Here is a 14,057-nt window from a genome sequence, read left to right on the forward strand (position 1 = left end):
CCTGCTCGCGATAGGGGTGTGTCAGATAAGTATCAGTTGACTGACACAGTGCTATCGCGAGCAGGCTCACTCCTACAGGGATCTGCATTGGATTCAATTCCCCGGCCAATACGTTAAACTCCCGCCCATTGCTGTCTGGAGTTTCTTATGCGCGCAGAGTTGAACCAGGGCCTGATCGACTTTCTCAAGGCCTCTCCTACCCCGTTCCACGCTACCGCCAGCCTCGTGCAGCGTCTGGAGGCCGCCGGTTATGTGCGCCTCGACGAGCGCGAGCCATGGTCCACCGAGGCCAACGGCCGCTATTACGTCACCCGCAACGACTCCTCGATCGTCGCGATCAAAATGGGCCGCAACTCGCCACTGCACGACGGTATCCGCCTGGTCGGCGCCCACACCGACAGCCCGTGCCTGCGGGTCAAGCCACAGCCGGAACTGCAGCGTCAGGGCTTCTGGCAACTGGGCGTTGAAGTCTACGGCGGCGCGTTGCTGGCGCCGTGGTTTGATCGCGATCTGTCGTTGGCCGGCCGCGTCACCTTCCGCCGTGACGGCAAGGTCGAGAGCCAGTTGATCGACTTCAAGGCACCGATCGCGATCATTCCCAACCTGGCCATTCACCTCAACCGTGAAGCCAATCAGGGCTGGGCGATCAACGCGCAGACCGAACTGCCGCCGATCCTCGCCCAGTTCGCCGGTGACGAGCGCGTCGATTTCCGCGCCGTGCTCACCGATCAACTGGCCCGCGAACACGGCCTGAATGCCGACGTCGTGCTCGATTACGAGCTGAGTTTCTACGACACGCAAAGCGCAGCGGTCATCGGTCTGAACGGTGATTTCATTGCCGGTGCGCGTCTCGACAACCTGCTGTCGTGCTATGCCGGCCTGCAAGCCTTGCTCACCGCCGAGACCGACGAAACCTGCGTGCTGGTGTGCAACGACCACGAAGAAGTCGGCTCCTGCTCGGCCTGCGGTGCCGATGGCCCGATGCTCGAGCAGACTTTGCGCCGCCTGCTGCCGGAAGGTGACGAGTTCGTCCGCACCATCCAGAAATCCCTGCTGGTGTCGGCCGACAACGCCCACGGCGTGCATCCCAACTACGCGGAAAAACACGACGCCAATCACGGCCCGAAACTCAACGCCGGCCCGGTGATCAAGGTCAACAGCAACCAGCGCTACGCCACCAACAGCGAAACCGCCGGTTTCTTCCGCCATCTGTGCATGGCTGAAGAAGTCCCGGTGCAAAGTTTCGTGGTGCGCAGCGACATGGGCTGCGGCTCGACCATCGGCCCGATCACCGCCAGCCACCTGGGGGTTCGCACCGTCGACATCGGTCTGCCGACCTTTGCCATGCACTCGATCCGCGAGCTGTGCGGCAGCCATGACCTGGCGCATCTGGTCAAAGTGCTCAGCGCGTTTTATGCCAGTCGTGAGTTGCCGTAAAGGCTGAAAAACTTCGCGAGCAGGCTCGCTCCCACATTGAGTAGCATTCCAACCTGTGGGAGCGAGCCTGCTCGCGAAAGCGCCTGTGCACGCAGCAGAATCCTCTCTGACTCGATGCATTCCTGAGCCACATCACACCCCGCCTCGAAAACCTGCCTAGACTCAACGGATCCCACCAGACAAGGCAGTCTCCATGATCTCGATGTCCTCCTTCCACGCCATGCTTATTCCCATCCTCAGCGGAATGATCCTGCTGGCCATCGGCTTCAACTTCCGTGACAAGAATGCCGGGGTGTTGGCCATGTGGATCGGCATGCTGATGATCCTCGCCACCGTGGTCTACAAGATCCTCGCCAAACTCAACGAATGACCGCGCCCGGCTCGCATTGCGCCGGAGGGCCTCGTACACTCCAGCGCATCCGCCTATCGCGAGGTTGTCTTCTGGTGTTCGCTCGTCTTTTTGCTGTACCCGGTCTGTTGCTTGTCTTGATCATGACGCTGCTGCCGCTGGCGCCCGCGCAAGCGGTCGGTCTGCCCGGCCTGCTCAACACTTCCAAGCCGCAGCCCGAAGCCCAGGAACCCCTCGGCCAGTCGCTGGACGAAGTGATCAAGTCACTGGAAAACGATAAGCAACGCGCACAGTTGCTCAGCGATCTGAAGAAGCTGCGCGACGCCACGAAGAAGGCCCAGGCCACCCCGGAAGAAGGCGTGCTGGGCCTGATCGGTGGCACCCTCGCCAACTTCGAAAAACAGTTTTCCGGCGCCGACAGCCCGCTCACCCGCTGGTCCAACGAATTCGACCTGGCCAAGGACGAACTGACCAGCAAGCTGCTGCCGGCCAATGAATGGCTGCCGATCATCTTCGGCTTCGCCGTGATCCTGATGGTCTGGAGCCTGCTCGCCGCTGCGCTGATCTGGCTTGGCCACCGCGTCCGTATGCGCTTCGGCCTTACCGAAGAACTGCCGCAACACCCCAAGGCCCTCGACATGCTGCGTTTCGCCCTGCGCAAGCTCGGGCCGTGGCTGATCGCGTTGGTGATGACGGTCTACATGAGCTACGTGCTGCCGTCATCGCTGGGCAAGAGCCTGGCAATGGTGCTGGCGTATGCCTTGGTGGTGGGCACCTGTTTCTCGGCGATCTGCGTGATTGCCTTCTCTCTGCTCGACGGCCCGCACCGCCATCGCGCGCTGTACATTCTTCGTCATCAGGCGTTCCGGCCACTGTGGCTGATCGGCAGCTTTGCTGCGTTCGGTGAAGCGCTGAGCGATCCGCGTCTGGTGGAAAGCCTGGGCGTGCATCTGGCCCACACTGCAGCGACCACCGCCAACGTACTCGCGGCACTGTCGACCGGCCTGTTCATTCTGCGATTCCGCCGGCCGATCGCGCACCTGATCCGCAACCAGCCACTGTCACGCCGCCTGACCCGCCGCGCCCTCAGCGACACCATCGAGATCCTCGGCACCTTCTGGTACGTGCCGGCGCTGGTGCTGGTCGGCATCTCGCTGTTCGCCACGTTCGTCTCCGCCGGCGACACCAGCACCGCGCTGCGGCAGTCGCTGATCTGCACGGTTCTGCTGGTGTTGTGCATGGTCATCAACGGCCTCGTGCGTCGTCATTCGTTGAAGCCGCAACGCGGGCCGAAACGCCATGCGCTGTACTCGGAGCGCCTGAAGAACTTCTTCTATACCCTCGCGCATTTGCTGGTGTGGCTGATCTTCATCGAGCTGGGCCTGCGTGTCTGGGGCCATTCGCTGATCGCGTTCGCCGAAGGTGATGGCCATGACATCAGCGTCAGACTGTTCAGCCTGATCGGCACGCTGATTTTCTCCTGGCTGATCTGGATCCTCGCCGACACCGCCGTGCACCACGCCCTCACCCGCTCGCGCAAAGGCCTGGCCAACGCCCGCGCGCAGACGATGATGCCGCTGATCCGCAACGTGCTGTTCGTGGCGATCTTCATCATCGCGCTGATCGTCGCTCTGGCGAACATGGGCATGAACGTCACGCCACTGCTCGCCGGTGCCGGTGTGATCGGTCTGGCGATCGGTTTCGGCGCGCAGTCGCTGGTCGCTGACTTGATCACCGGCCTGTTCATCATCATCGAGGACTCGCTGGCAATCGACGACTACGTCGACGTCGGCGGCCACCTCGGCACTGTAGAGGGGCTGACCATCCGCACCGTCCGCCTGCGCGACATCGACGGTATCGTCCACACCATCCCGTTCAGCGAAATCAAAAGCATCAAGAACTACTCGCGGGAATTCGGCTACGCGATCTTCCGCGTTGCCGTGCCGTACAACATGGAAATCGACGACGCGATCAAGCTGATGCGCGACGTCGGCCAGAAGATGCGCAGCGATCCGCTGCAACGCCGCAACATCTGGTCGCCTCTGGAAATCCAGGGCGTGGAAAGTTTCGAATCCGGCAGCGCGATCCTGCGCGCACGCTTCAAGACTGCGCCGATCAAACAGTGGGAGGTTTCCCGAGCGTTCAACTTGTCGCTGAAAAGGCAACTGGATGAGGCGGGGCTGGATCTGGCGACACCGCGGATGAGTGTGCAGGTGATTACGCCTGGGGTTGAAATGAAAAAGGAAGGCTGAAGAAAGATGGCCCCCCTATTGGCAGGTGATACCAATAGGGGGCTAGTTTTATCTGGCTTTGAAACCCGGTTTTCCTTCAGCGGCGCGCCACCTTTTTACTTCCGCCACAATATTTTCCGGACCACTTTTTCCCGACTCTGGGTAGTAGATTAAATCGGAACCCGCTGGATGTTCGCTCAGTCGTTCAAACTCCATTACAGCTATGGTTTGCCCCTTTTCAGTCGCATAATCCGATTGATATATCTTTTGTACAAAATGCAAGAATTGCTCTTCGGACATTTCATTGATCATTAATTTTTTCATTACTCGGCTCCCTTGTGAACTGCCAAATGCTGTTTCGGAGTTAGCAACCGCAGATTATCGATATCGTACAACTGCCCACCATCCGATAACGATGAGACGTGGTGCAACTCAAACTTCACTCGTTTACCAACTCGATCGCCCGCTTTCACATACGGTGATCGGCCTTTGCTCATTGCGCTGAGACTGCCTGGATCAAACGACATCGCCAGTTCCGCGTCAGCGCTCACCGCTTTCCAGAAAGTCTCCCTGAATGCCCTGAAATCCTTGAAATTCTTGCCTCGCAATTGATCTGCGATTTTTGAGGGAATCGCCGCGCCCTCACCTTGCGTAGCCGCCTCCAGCCATCCACCTTGAACCGACGCTCCATAACCACTCGCCACCCCAGGATCATTGCGTCGATCCCGGAACATGACGTACTGCGGGGGCAGACCCGTTTCCGGGGGGAAGACCAGAATGAAGTCGTCGAAACGAATGTTGCCCCGACCCGGATAAGCGTCGATCCGCCCTTCGATCGGCACCAGGTTGCCGCCGATGTAGCGCGGTGGGGCCGGATTTCCGGTGGGGAACAGCGTTGAACTGTCTGCCGGCGTTACCGCTGGCGTCCAGACCGCGCTTGTAGGTGGAACGTCGGTGAGCGTCGCGCTGTAAGTGTTATCCCCAGCGTTGTAGCCAGCTGCGATCACGCGAACGCCGGAAGGCAGTTTTGTCCCCGCTACCGGAACGACAAGCAGTTCGGCGAGAGATCCCGTCAGTGGCCGGGTGCTCAAACGCACCGGCAGATTCAGTCGTGCTCTTTCGTTCGCCAGCGTGTTCAGATCAGGCAACGGACCGGGCAGCAGATCTGCCAACGGAAGGCTGAGCAGAAAGCGTTCAGGCAGCTCACCATTGCCCAACACCGGCGAGTAGACGAACGCACTCACCCCCACCATCAGTCCGGACGCTGTGCCAGCAGCAAGCCCCGACAAAACGGCAACGGCCGAGCGAATCGAAGCGGCAAGACCCGCCATCAGGCTGTCGGCAATCGCAACCGCCCCACCCGAGGTCGCAAATACCAGTTGGGCGTGGCTGATATTGCCCTGAAAGCGCAATGGGCTATTGTGCCCACCGGGGGTTTGCTGCCGGCGCTTTTCCTCAGCCACCCTGCGTGCTTCGGCTTCAGCCTCAAGCGCCGCCTGTTCCTCGGCACGCTTGCGCTCCAGTGCTTCAGCCGCCAAGCGTGCCTGTTCTTCTTCAAGCCGCCTGAGTTCATTGGCGGCGGCCTGCCGCGCCAGTTCTTCCGCCAGCCGCCGCGCCTGCTCCTGAGCAACGCGGGCCTGTTCCTGTGCAACCTGCCGGGCGTGTTCCGCCGCCAACCGCGCCTGCTCTTGAGCGATCCGCTCGGCTTCCTGCGCTTGCACCACAGCAATCATGCCCTTGACCGTGGCCGACTGGCTGTTCAATACGCCAATGCCTTCGACCAGCAACTTGGCATTGAACAAGGCGCTGTATGCCTGCCTTACGCTGACGTTGCCGCCTCGCCGATTGACTTGCGGTAAGCGCCCCCCGTTGAAAAAGGTTTCAACCTGGTCGTGGCCGAAACGCTGGATGGCCACGTCCTTGGCCACCAGAAGCGCGCCAAATTTTCTGGCGATCAGCGACTCCCTGAAACGCATCTCCCGCGCCAGCGCATCCAAAGGAGGCAAGACACTTTGATCACCCGCTGCCCGTACTTCTGCCAGTTCAAGTTCGATGACCTGAGCAATGTTTCTGGAAGTATCTTTGTAGATACTTTCCATATCGAGTATTTCACCCAAGGGTGCAACGTTGATACCTGGTCCCGAGCCGTCTCCTGCACCTAAATAATGTAAGTACTCATCTTGTTTATCCGGACGCACAACAATCGGCGGAAGCGTTAATCCATTACGCTGCATTTATAATCCTCCATGGACATTGGGTTCGTCGCTCTGACCGGTCACCGTTAATGTCGAATAGCCAATAACGTGACCGGCACTTGGAGAAATTTATGGAAATGAATGTTGCGCGGTGCGGTACATAGTTATCGCCCGGGTTTTATCTGTCACGCCGGACGGAACTGATAAAGCGGTAGGAGTTTTCGTTAAAAACTTCAGGCTCAGAGGTAAATCTGTCGGACCGCGTGGCGCGTTCCTGAACCGATCGCACTTGCGTGCAGAGCCTTTGTCACAGGCAAGGAAGCCCGACAACAATAATCAAGGAGAACCCCATGCACCTGACGCGCATTGCCCAAACCATCCTGCTCACGCTGGTCGCCAGCCACGCCGGCGCCGCGACGATGGACAGCGCCCGCACACAGATCGCCGAGCAGGCGCAAAAGCTTGAGCCGGAGCTGCTGGAAACCCGCCGCGACCTTCACGCCCATCCGGAACTTGGCAACACCGAAAAACGCACCGCTGAGCTGGTCGCCAAACAGCTGCAAGCCATGGGCCTGGAAGTGAAAACCGGCGTCGCCCGGACCGGTGTGGTTGCTATCCTGAAGGGCGCCCTGCCCGGCCCGACCGTGGCGCTGCGCGCCGACATGGACGCGCTGCCGGTCAAGGAAGTCTCCGACTTGCCGTTCGCTTCGAAAGCCAAAGGCACGTATCTCGACAAGGAAGTCGACGTCATGCACGCCTGGGCCGGCGTTCCCGCCGGCCAGATCGCCTACCGCCCCGGGCCGACCCTGGCCAGTTCCGACGACCTGCGGATCAAGATCCACGGCAAACAAACCCACGCCGGCCGCCCGTGGGACGGCATCGACCCGATCACCGTCGGCGCGCAAACCATCGTCGGCCTGCAAACCGTGGTCAGCCGTCGCACCGACATTTCCTCTTACCCGTCGGTAGTCAGCATCGGCACCATCAACGGCGGCACCCGCTACAACATCATCCCCGAATCACTCGACATGACCGGCACCATCCGCTCCTACGACTACGGCATCCGCCAGAAACTGCATGCCGACGTACGCCAGACGATCGAGAAAATCGCCGAAAGCGGCGGCGCCAAAGCCGACGTCACCATCATCGAAAAGTACGACCCGACGATCAACAACCCGGCACTGACGGAAAAGATGCTGCCGACCCTGAAGTGGGCCGCCAAGGATGATGTGGTGCAGGGTCCACTGGTGGGTGGTGCGGAAGATTTCTCGTTCTTTGCCAAAGAGGCGCCAGGGTTGTTCGTGTTTCTCGGAGTGACGCCCCGGGATCAGGACATGAGCAAAGCCGCGCCGAATCATAATCCGGGGTTCTTCGTGGATGAATCGGCGCTGGTGGTTGGGGTCAGGACATTGGCTTCGTTGGCCACGGATTATCTGTATGGGAATGCGGGGTTGGGCAAATAAACCCAGATGGCTGGAATCCTGAAGGTCAAAAGCCCCTCATCCTAGCCCTCTCCCAGAGGGAGAGGGGACTGACCGGGTTGTTCGAATGAGGTATGCCAACCTGAGATACCGAGTTGAATGCAGATTTTGAACAACTCACAAATCGGCTCCCTCTCCCTCGGGAGAGGGCTGGGCGGGCGGCGTTCCGATGAGGGGCGAATCCAGCACAAAACCAAAGCCAGACACCGCATGCTTTTCACCACTCAAAACAATGAGCGCAAGCTCGAGTAGCTCTTGATCTTGATCTTGATCTTGATCTTGGAGCCCGTCGGCAGGCTGAGCGGAGGGATTGATCCGGGCGTGGGAGCGCAGCGACCGTACGACGCAGTCGTACACAGCGAGTGTAGGTGCAGCGAAGCAAACCGGAGCCGCTGCGCCAGGATCGATCCCGCAGCGAAGGAACCCCGAGCCCCAGCGAGCGGGCCGAACGTCAGGGCAAAGCGTTTTGGTTACTTTTGGGCGTCTGCAAAAGTGACCCGCCGTAAGGGCGGAACCGCCAGAAGCAACACCCGCAGCAACGGATATGCACCCAAACCACCCACAGCCTGGTCGGCCCAGAGGCCGCCAAGGTCAAACCACATCAACCCCAACGTGAATCGCATCGTGCCGCCAAAACTCCAGATCACAATCAATCAACCGCCCATGCTGATCATAATTGACCCGCGCAATGCGCAACCCCGGACTCCCCACCGACACCCGCAAAGCCGCCGCCGCATCGACAGATAAAGACGTAGGCACAATCTCAAACCGCACCCGGCCATAGTGCAAATCGTAATGCCCGGCATACAGCTCGGTAATCGACTGATTCAAATCAAAATCAAGAATCCCCGGAAAAAACTGCGGATTCAAATAGTGCTCCACATACAACACCAACCGCCCATCGATGCGCCGCGAACGGCAAATCTGAATGACGCTCGACAACGCCGGCAACTGCAACCACGCACACACCGCCGCCGAAGCCGGCTGCAAGCGCGCCGAAATCACCTCGGTCGAAGGCTCGCGCCCCTGCGCACTGACCATCGCGTGAAAGTGACTGCGCTGCATCAGGTTGTAAGCCAGACGCGGCGGCGACACGAACCAGCCGCGCCGCTCCTCGCGATAAATCTGCCCCTGCGCCTCCAGTTGCAACAACGCCTCACGCACAGTGATCCGCGTGGTCCCGAACAACTCGCTGAGCTTGCGCTCGGCCGGCAATTTGCTCCCGGCCGCCAGCAAACCATGATCAATCTGCTCCTGCAGCACTTGGCCAATGGTTGTCACCGCTTTCGTTGCCTCGTCGCGCATCAACGTTACCTATCTGGACTAGACCAGCACTGTTTCGGGGCGTAACTGACCGCCGATCAAAGCGCTTGCGTAGATTGCAAGCCTAGGCAGTGCAGATGACCGACAGATGACAAAACTGCCGAACGGTCGCGTTCACGGCTTGCAATACATCGGCCAAGTCCCCTGCCCGCCGGGCCTGCGCCATGGTCTACGCTTATTTGGCAGCCACCGATCCCGGGCAGGCAAACGACCTGCCACAAGGCCATCGACATCAAAGTGTCATCCAGCCCGCCTAAATTGGCTCAGGTATTGCTGACCTAGACCAACACAACCGCAATCGCAGCGTTGAACACGACCAAGGAGCTTCGGAATGAAACAGCTTTTCCTGGCAACACTGTTAGGCTCGACCATTGCAATGTGCACCGCCGCCATGGCGGCCGACACCGATCTGAAAACACTCGAAGCCGCTGCGAAGGCGGAAGGCGCCGTCAACAGCGTCGGGATGCCCGATGACTGGGCCAACTGGAAAGGCACCTGGGAAGACCTGGCCAAGAAATACGGACTGAAACACATCGACACCGACATGAGTTCGGCCCAGGAAATCGCCAAGTTCGCCGCCGAAAAAGACAATGCTACTGCCGACATTGGCGACGTCGGTGCCGCCTTCGGCCCGATCGCGGTCAAGCAAGGTGTGGTGCAACCGTACAAGCCGAGCACCTGGGACCAGGTTCCGGACTGGGCCAAGGACAAGGACGGCAACTGGGCGCTGGCCTACACCGGCACCATCGCCTTTATCGTCAACAAGAAGCTGCTGCATGGCTCCGACGTGCCGACCAAATGGGCGGATCTGAAAACCGGCAAGTACAAGGTCTCCATCGGCGACGTCAGCACCGCCGCCCAGGCCGCCAACGGCGTGCTCGCTGCGGCTTTGGCCAACGGTGGTGACGAGAAGAACATCAAGCCAGCCCTGCTGCTGTTCGCCGACCTCGCCAAACAGGGTCGCCTGTCGATGGCCAACCCGACCATCGCCACCATGGAAAAAGGCGAAATCGAAGTCGGTGTGGTCTGGGATTTCAACGGCCTCAGCTACAAAGCCAAGATGGCCAACCCGGATGATTACGTGGTGCTGATCCCGTCCGACGGTTCGGTGATTTCCGGCTACACCACGATCATCAACAAATACGCGAAAAACCCCAACGCCGCCAAGCTGACCCGCGAATACATCTTCAGCGACGCCGGCCAGACCAACCTCGCCCGCGGCAACGCCCGTCCGATCCGCGCCGAACACCTGCAACTGCCGGAAGACGTGAAAGCCAAACTGCTGCCGAACGAGCAGTACAAGAAGGTCACGCCGGTCAAGGATGCCGACGCGTGGGAAAAGACCTCCAAAGCCCTGCCGCAGCAGTGGAACGAGGAAGTCATCGTAGAGATGAAATAAACCTGATCACCACTATGTGACCTGAAACAAATCCCCATGTAGGCGTGAGCCTGCTCGCGATAGCGGTCGAACATTCAACGACGATGTTGGCTGAACCACCGCCATCGCGAGCAGGCTCACTCCTACAGGAGATCTCGGTTGGATCTGAATTTTCCTGTTTCGCGGAGTTCTTGCCCCTATGAAGCACAACGTCATCCTTGTCGTGCTCGACGGCCTCAATTACGAGGTTGCGCGTCACGCCATGGGGCATCTGCAGGCTTATGTCGGCGCAGGACGCGCGGCGCTCTATCAACTGGAGTGCGAACTGCCCGCCCTGTCCCGGCCGCTCTATGAATGCATTCTCACCGGCGTGCCGCCGATCGACAGCGGCATCGTCCACAACAACGTCTCGCGCCTGTCCAGCCAGCGCAGCATCTATCACTACGCCCGCGATGCCGGACTGAAAACCGCCGCTGCGGCGTACCACTGGGTCAGCGAGTTGTATAACCGCTCACCGTTCGTGGCGGCGCGCGACCGCCACACCGACGATCCGACGTTGCCGATCCAGCACGGCCATTTCTACTGGAACGATCATTATCCGGATTCGCACCTGTTCGCCGACGCGGAAAACCTGCGACTGCGTCACGCGCCGAATTTCCTCCTGATCCATCCGATGAACATCGACGATGCCGGGCACAAGCACGGCCTCGACAGCTCGCAATACCGCAACAGCGCCCGCTCCGCGGACATCATCCTCGCCGACTATCTGCAGACCTGGCTCGACGCTGGTTATCAGGTATTGGTGACCGCCGACCACGGCATGAACAACGATCGCTCGCACAACGGCCTGCTGGTGGAAGAACGTCAGGTGCCGCTGTTCGTCCTCGGCGATGCGTTCAGCCTCAACCCTGACGCCACACCGAAACAGACCGAGCTTTGCGGCACAGTCTGCGAACTGCTCGGCGTGCCCCACGACAAACCTGTGTGCCGGGAGCTGCTCAAGTGAACTCCATGACTCGCGGCAAATGGCTCGCGGCGCTGTGTCTGGTGCCCTTCGCGCTGTTCTTCATCGTTTTCGAAATCGCCCCGCTGGTCTGGGTGATGATCAACAGCCTGCAATCGGAAGAGTCCGGTTGGGGCCTGGCCAATTTCAGCAAGGTCTTCGGATCGAAATTCTATCGGCAGGCGATCCAGTACAGCCTCGAGATCAGTTTCTGGTCGAGCGTATTCGGCATCATCATCGCCGTGCTCGGCGCATATTCATTGCGCCGAGTCGATTCGAAGCTGCGCAACTTCGTGAATGCCTTCGCCAACATGACCAGCAACTTTGCCGGCGTGCCGCTGGCGTTCGCGTTCATCATCCTGCTCGGTTTCAACGGCAGCATCACCATCATGCTCAAGCAGTCGGGGATCATTCAGGACTTCAACCTGTATTCGAAAACCGGCCTGATCATTCTCTACACCTACTTCCAGATTCCCCTCGGCGTGCTGCTGCTCTACCCGGCCTTCGACGCCCTGCGTGAAGACTGGCGCGAGTCCGCTGCGTTGCTCGGCGCCAACAGCTGGCAGTTCTGGCGGCACATCGGTCTGCCGGTGCTGACCCCGGCACTGCTCGGCACTTTCGTCATCCTGCTGGCCAACGCCCTTGGCGCGTACGCCACGGTTTATGCGCTGACCACCGGCAACTTCAACGTTCTGCCGATCCGTATCGCAGCGATGGTGTCCGGGGACATTTCCCTCGATCCGAACCTGGCCAGTGCACTGGCCGTGGTGCTCGTGGCGCTGATGACCATCGTCACCGTCGTGCATCAACTGCTGCTGAAGAGGAGCTACCATGTCTCGCGCTGAATCCGGCCCGGCCGGCCTCTACCACCGCGTCGTGGTCTACCTGCTGTTCGCCATCCTGTTGTTGCCGCTGGCGGGCACACTGGTCTACTCGATCGCCAGCAGTTGGTCGGCGACGATCCTGCCCAGCGGCTTCACCTTCAAGTGGTACATCCAGCTGTGGAGCGATCCGCGCTTTCTGCACGCCTTCGGCCAGTCGCTGATCGTCTGCGTCGGTGCCCTGGTGCTCTCGGTGGTGCTGATCCTGCCGCTGCTGTTCGTCGTGCATTACTACTTTCCCAGGCTCGATGCGCTGATGAACATCCTCATCCTGCTGCCCTTCGCGGTGCCGCCAGTGGTGTCCTCGGTGGGGTTGTTGCAGCTCTACGGTTCCGGGCCGATGGCGATGGTCGGCACGCCGTGGATTCTGATCGGCTGCTACTTCACCGTGGCGCTGCCCTTCATGTACCGGGCGATCACCAACAACCTGCAAGCGATCAACCTGCGCGACCTGATGGACGCCGCGCAACTGCTCGGCGCCAGCACCTTTCAAGCGGCGTTCCTGGTGGTGCTGCCGAATTTGCGCAAGGGTCTGATGGTGGCGTTGCTGCTGTCGTTCTCATTCCTCTTCGGCGAGTTCGTGTTCGCCAATATTCTGGTCGGCACGCGCTACGAAACCCTGCAGGTGTATCTGAACAACATGCGCAACAGCAGCGGTCACTTCACCAGTGCGCTGGTCATCTCGTATTTCTTCTTCGTGCTGGTCCTGACCTGGATCGCCAACATCTTGAACAAGGACAAAAGCGAATGAGCTATGTCAGCGTCCAACACCTGCAGAAAAGTTATGCCGGCACCACGGTGTTCAGCGATATCGATTGCGAAATCCACAAGGGCGAGTTCGTCACCCTGCTCGGCCCGTCCGGGTGCGGCAAATCCACCCTGTTGCGTTGCATTGCCGGGCTGACCCCGGTGGATGGCGGCCAGATCCTCCTCGACGGCGTCGATATCGTGCCATTGAGCCCGCAGAAACGCGGCATCGGCATGGTCTTTCAGAGTTACGCGCTATTCCCCAACATGACCGTCGAGCAGAACGTCGCTTTCGGCTTGCGCATGCAAAAGGTCAATGCCGATGACAGTCACAAGCGCGTCGCTGAAGTGCTGAAACTGGTTGAGTTGCATGACTTCGCCAGCCGCTATCCGCATCAACTGTCCGGTGGCCAATGCCAACGGGTTGCCCTCGCCCGTTCGCTAGTGACCCGCCCGCGTTTGTTGCTGCTGGATGAGCCGCTGTCAGCACTCGACGCACGGATTCGCAAGCACCTGCGCGAGCAGATCCGCCAGATCCAGCGGGAGCTCGGCCTGACCACGATCTTTGTCACCCACGATCAGGAAGAAGCGCTGACCATGTCCGATCGCATTTTCCTGATGAACCAGGGGAAGATCGTCCAGAGCGGCGACGCCGAAACCCTCTATACCGCGCCGGTGGATGTATTCGCCGCCGGCTTCATCGGCAACTACAACCTGCTCGACGCCGATGCCGCCTCGAAGCTGTTGCAACGGCCGGTCAACCACCGCATCGCCATCCGCCCGGAAGCCATCGAGCTGAGCCTCGACGGCGAACTGGAGGCACAGATCCGCAGCCACAGCCTGCTCGGCAACGTCATTCGTTATCGCATCGAAGCGCGCGGTGTGGAATTGGTGGTCGATGTGCTCAACCGTTCGGCCGCCGATCTGCATCCCGACGGACAGCGCCTGGCACTTTCCATCGATCCGACGGCCTTGTGCGAAGTAGCTTAAAAGCAGCTGCAAGCTTCGAGCTGCAAGCTTCAAGCTGTAGAC

General features: G+C 59.9%; 12 protein-coding genes. 9 read left to right on the forward strand and 3 right to left on the reverse strand.

Annotated features, from left to right (window positions below; genetic code table 11):
• Positions 1 to 147: 147 nt before the first annotated feature.
• The 3 genes from BLU71_RS13030 to BLU71_RS13035 all read left to right on the forward strand — a co-directional run bounded on the left by BLU71_RS13030 (position 148) and on the right by BLU71_RS13035 (position 4,038).
• Positions 148 to 1,437, forward strand: coding sequence for a M18 family aminopeptidase (locus BLU71_RS13030; protein ID WP_064364632.1), 1,290 nt, complete (start codon positions 148 to 150; stop codon positions 1,435 to 1,437).
• A gap of 193 nt (positions 1,438 to 1,630) precedes the next feature.
• Positions 1,631 to 1,807 (forward strand): hypothetical protein, encoded by a 177-nt coding sequence (locus tag BLU71_RS27500; protein WP_165839208.1) that lies wholly within the window; start codon positions 1,631 to 1,633, stop codon positions 1,805 to 1,807.
• 74 nt (positions 1,808 to 1,881) lie between these two features.
• On the forward strand, positions 1,882 to 4,038 hold the full coding sequence (locus BLU71_RS13035) for a mechanosensitive ion channel family protein (RefSeq protein WP_083353253.1): 2,157 nt from the start codon (positions 1,882 to 1,884) through the stop codon (positions 4,036 to 4,038).
• 48 nt (positions 4,039 to 4,086) lie between these two features.
• Here the strand turns inward: BLU71_RS13035 and BLU71_RS13040 are convergent, their stop codons facing one another.
• Both BLU71_RS13040 and BLU71_RS13045 read right to left on the reverse strand, forming a co-directional pair.
• Positions 4,087 to 4,341 (reverse strand): bacteriocin immunity protein, encoded by a 255-nt coding sequence (locus BLU71_RS13040; RefSeq protein ID WP_083353254.1) that lies wholly within the window; start codon positions 4,339 to 4,341, stop codon positions 4,087 to 4,089.
• Positions 4,341 to 6,251 carry an S-type pyocin domain-containing protein gene (locus BLU71_RS13045; RefSeq protein WP_083353255.1) on the reverse strand — a complete coding sequence of 637 codons (1,911 nt, stop codon included), beginning with the start codon at positions 6,249 to 6,251 and terminating at the stop codon, positions 4,341 to 4,343. Before BLU71_RS13045 ends, BLU71_RS13040 begins: the two co-directional genes overlap by 1 nt.
• Before the next feature lie 311 nt (positions 6,252 to 6,562).
• On the opposite strand from BLU71_RS13045, the gene BLU71_RS13050 reads away from it, so the two are divergent.
• On the forward strand, positions 6,563 to 7,675 hold the full coding sequence (locus tag BLU71_RS13050) for a M20/M25/M40 family metallo-hydrolase (RefSeq protein WP_083353256.1): 1,113 nt from the start codon (positions 6,563 to 6,565) through the stop codon (positions 7,673 to 7,675).
• A gap of 609 nt (positions 7,676 to 8,284) precedes the next feature.
• On the opposite strand, the gene phnR is transcribed toward BLU71_RS13050, so the two are convergent.
• Positions 8,285 to 8,998, reverse strand: a complete 714-nt coding sequence (gene phnR / locus BLU71_RS13055; protein ID WP_042608516.1) for a phosphonate utilization transcriptional regulator PhnR — start codon at positions 8,996 to 8,998, stop codon at positions 8,285 to 8,287.
• 349 nt (positions 8,999 to 9,347) lie between these two features.
• Between phnR and BLU71_RS13060 the strand changes: the two genes are divergently transcribed.
• The 5 genes from BLU71_RS13060 to BLU71_RS13080 all read left to right on the forward strand — a co-directional run bounded on the left by BLU71_RS13060 (position 9,348) and on the right by BLU71_RS13080 (position 14,015).
• The gene (locus BLU71_RS13060) at positions 9,348 to 10,415 is read left to right on the forward strand and encodes an ABC transporter substrate-binding protein (RefSeq protein ID WP_042608517.1); all 1,068 of its coding nucleotides are present in this window, start codon (positions 9,348 to 9,350) and stop codon (positions 10,413 to 10,415) included.
• Between the two features lie 178 nt (positions 10,416 to 10,593).
• A complete protein-coding gene (locus BLU71_RS13065) occupies positions 10,594 to 11,400 on the forward strand; it encodes an alkaline phosphatase family protein (protein WP_064364636.1) in 807 nt (268 codons plus the stop codon).
• A gap of 5 nt (positions 11,401 to 11,405) precedes the next feature.
• Positions 11,406 to 12,242: an ABC transporter permease gene (locus BLU71_RS13070; RefSeq protein ID WP_162276428.1), complete on the forward strand. Its 837-nt coding sequence runs from the start codon at positions 11,406 to 11,408 to the stop codon at positions 12,240 to 12,242.
• Entirely contained in the window at positions 12,229 to 13,029 is an 801-nt protein-coding gene (locus tag BLU71_RS13075) for an ABC transporter permease (protein ID WP_042608520.1), read from the forward strand. Before BLU71_RS13070 ends, BLU71_RS13075 begins: the two co-directional genes overlap by 14 nt.
• Positions 13,026 to 14,015: an ABC transporter ATP-binding protein gene (locus tag BLU71_RS13080; protein WP_083353257.1), complete on the forward strand. Its 990-nt coding sequence runs from the start codon at positions 13,026 to 13,028 to the stop codon at positions 14,013 to 14,015. The genes BLU71_RS13075 and BLU71_RS13080 overlap by 4 nt, the downstream gene beginning before the upstream one ends.
• The last annotated feature ends 42 nt before the right edge of the window (positions 14,016 to 14,057 follow it).

This window comes from Pseudomonas moraviensis (genome assembly GCF_900105805.1).
GTDB lineage: Bacteria > Pseudomonadota > Gammaproteobacteria > Pseudomonadales > Pseudomonadaceae > Aquipseudomonas > Aquipseudomonas moraviensis_A.

Bases quoted from the DNA above. Each gene is read 5' to 3' on its own strand.
- BLU71_RS13030 (WP_064364632.1), top strand. From the start codon at position 148: ATGCGCGCAGAGTTGAACCAGGGCCTGATCGACTTTCTCAAGGCCTCT.
- BLU71_RS27500 (WP_165839208.1), top strand. From the start codon at position 1,631: ATGATCTCGATGTCCTCCTTCCACGCCATGCTTATTCCCATCCTCAGC.
- BLU71_RS13040 (WP_083353254.1), bottom strand. From the start codon at position 4,341: ATGAAAAAATTAATGATCAATGAAATGTCCGAAGAGCAATTCTTGCAT.
- BLU71_RS13045 (WP_083353255.1), bottom strand. From the start codon at position 6,251: ATGCAGCGTAATGGATTAACGCTTCCGCCGATTGTTGTGCGTCCGGAT.
- BLU71_RS13050 (WP_083353256.1), top strand. From the start codon at position 6,563: ATGCACCTGACGCGCATTGCCCAAACCATCCTGCTCACGCTGGTCGCC.
- phnR (WP_042608516.1), bottom strand. From the start codon at position 8,998: ATGCGCGACGAGGCAACGAAAGCGGTGACAACCATTGGCCAAGTGCTG.
- BLU71_RS13060 (WP_042608517.1), top strand. From the start codon at position 9,348: ATGAAACAGCTTTTCCTGGCAACACTGTTAGGCTCGACCATTGCAATG.
- BLU71_RS13065 (WP_064364636.1), top strand. From the start codon at position 10,594: ATGAAGCACAACGTCATCCTTGTCGTGCTCGACGGCCTCAATTACGAG.
- BLU71_RS13070 (WP_162276428.1), top strand. From the start codon at position 11,406: ATGACTCGCGGCAAATGGCTCGCGGCGCTGTGTCTGGTGCCCTTCGCG.
- BLU71_RS13075 (WP_042608520.1), top strand. From the start codon at position 12,229: ATGTCTCGCGCTGAATCCGGCCCGGCCGGCCTCTACCACCGCGTCGTG.
- BLU71_RS13080 (WP_083353257.1), top strand. From the start codon at position 13,026: ATGAGCTATGTCAGCGTCCAACACCTGCAGAAAAGTTATGCCGGCACC.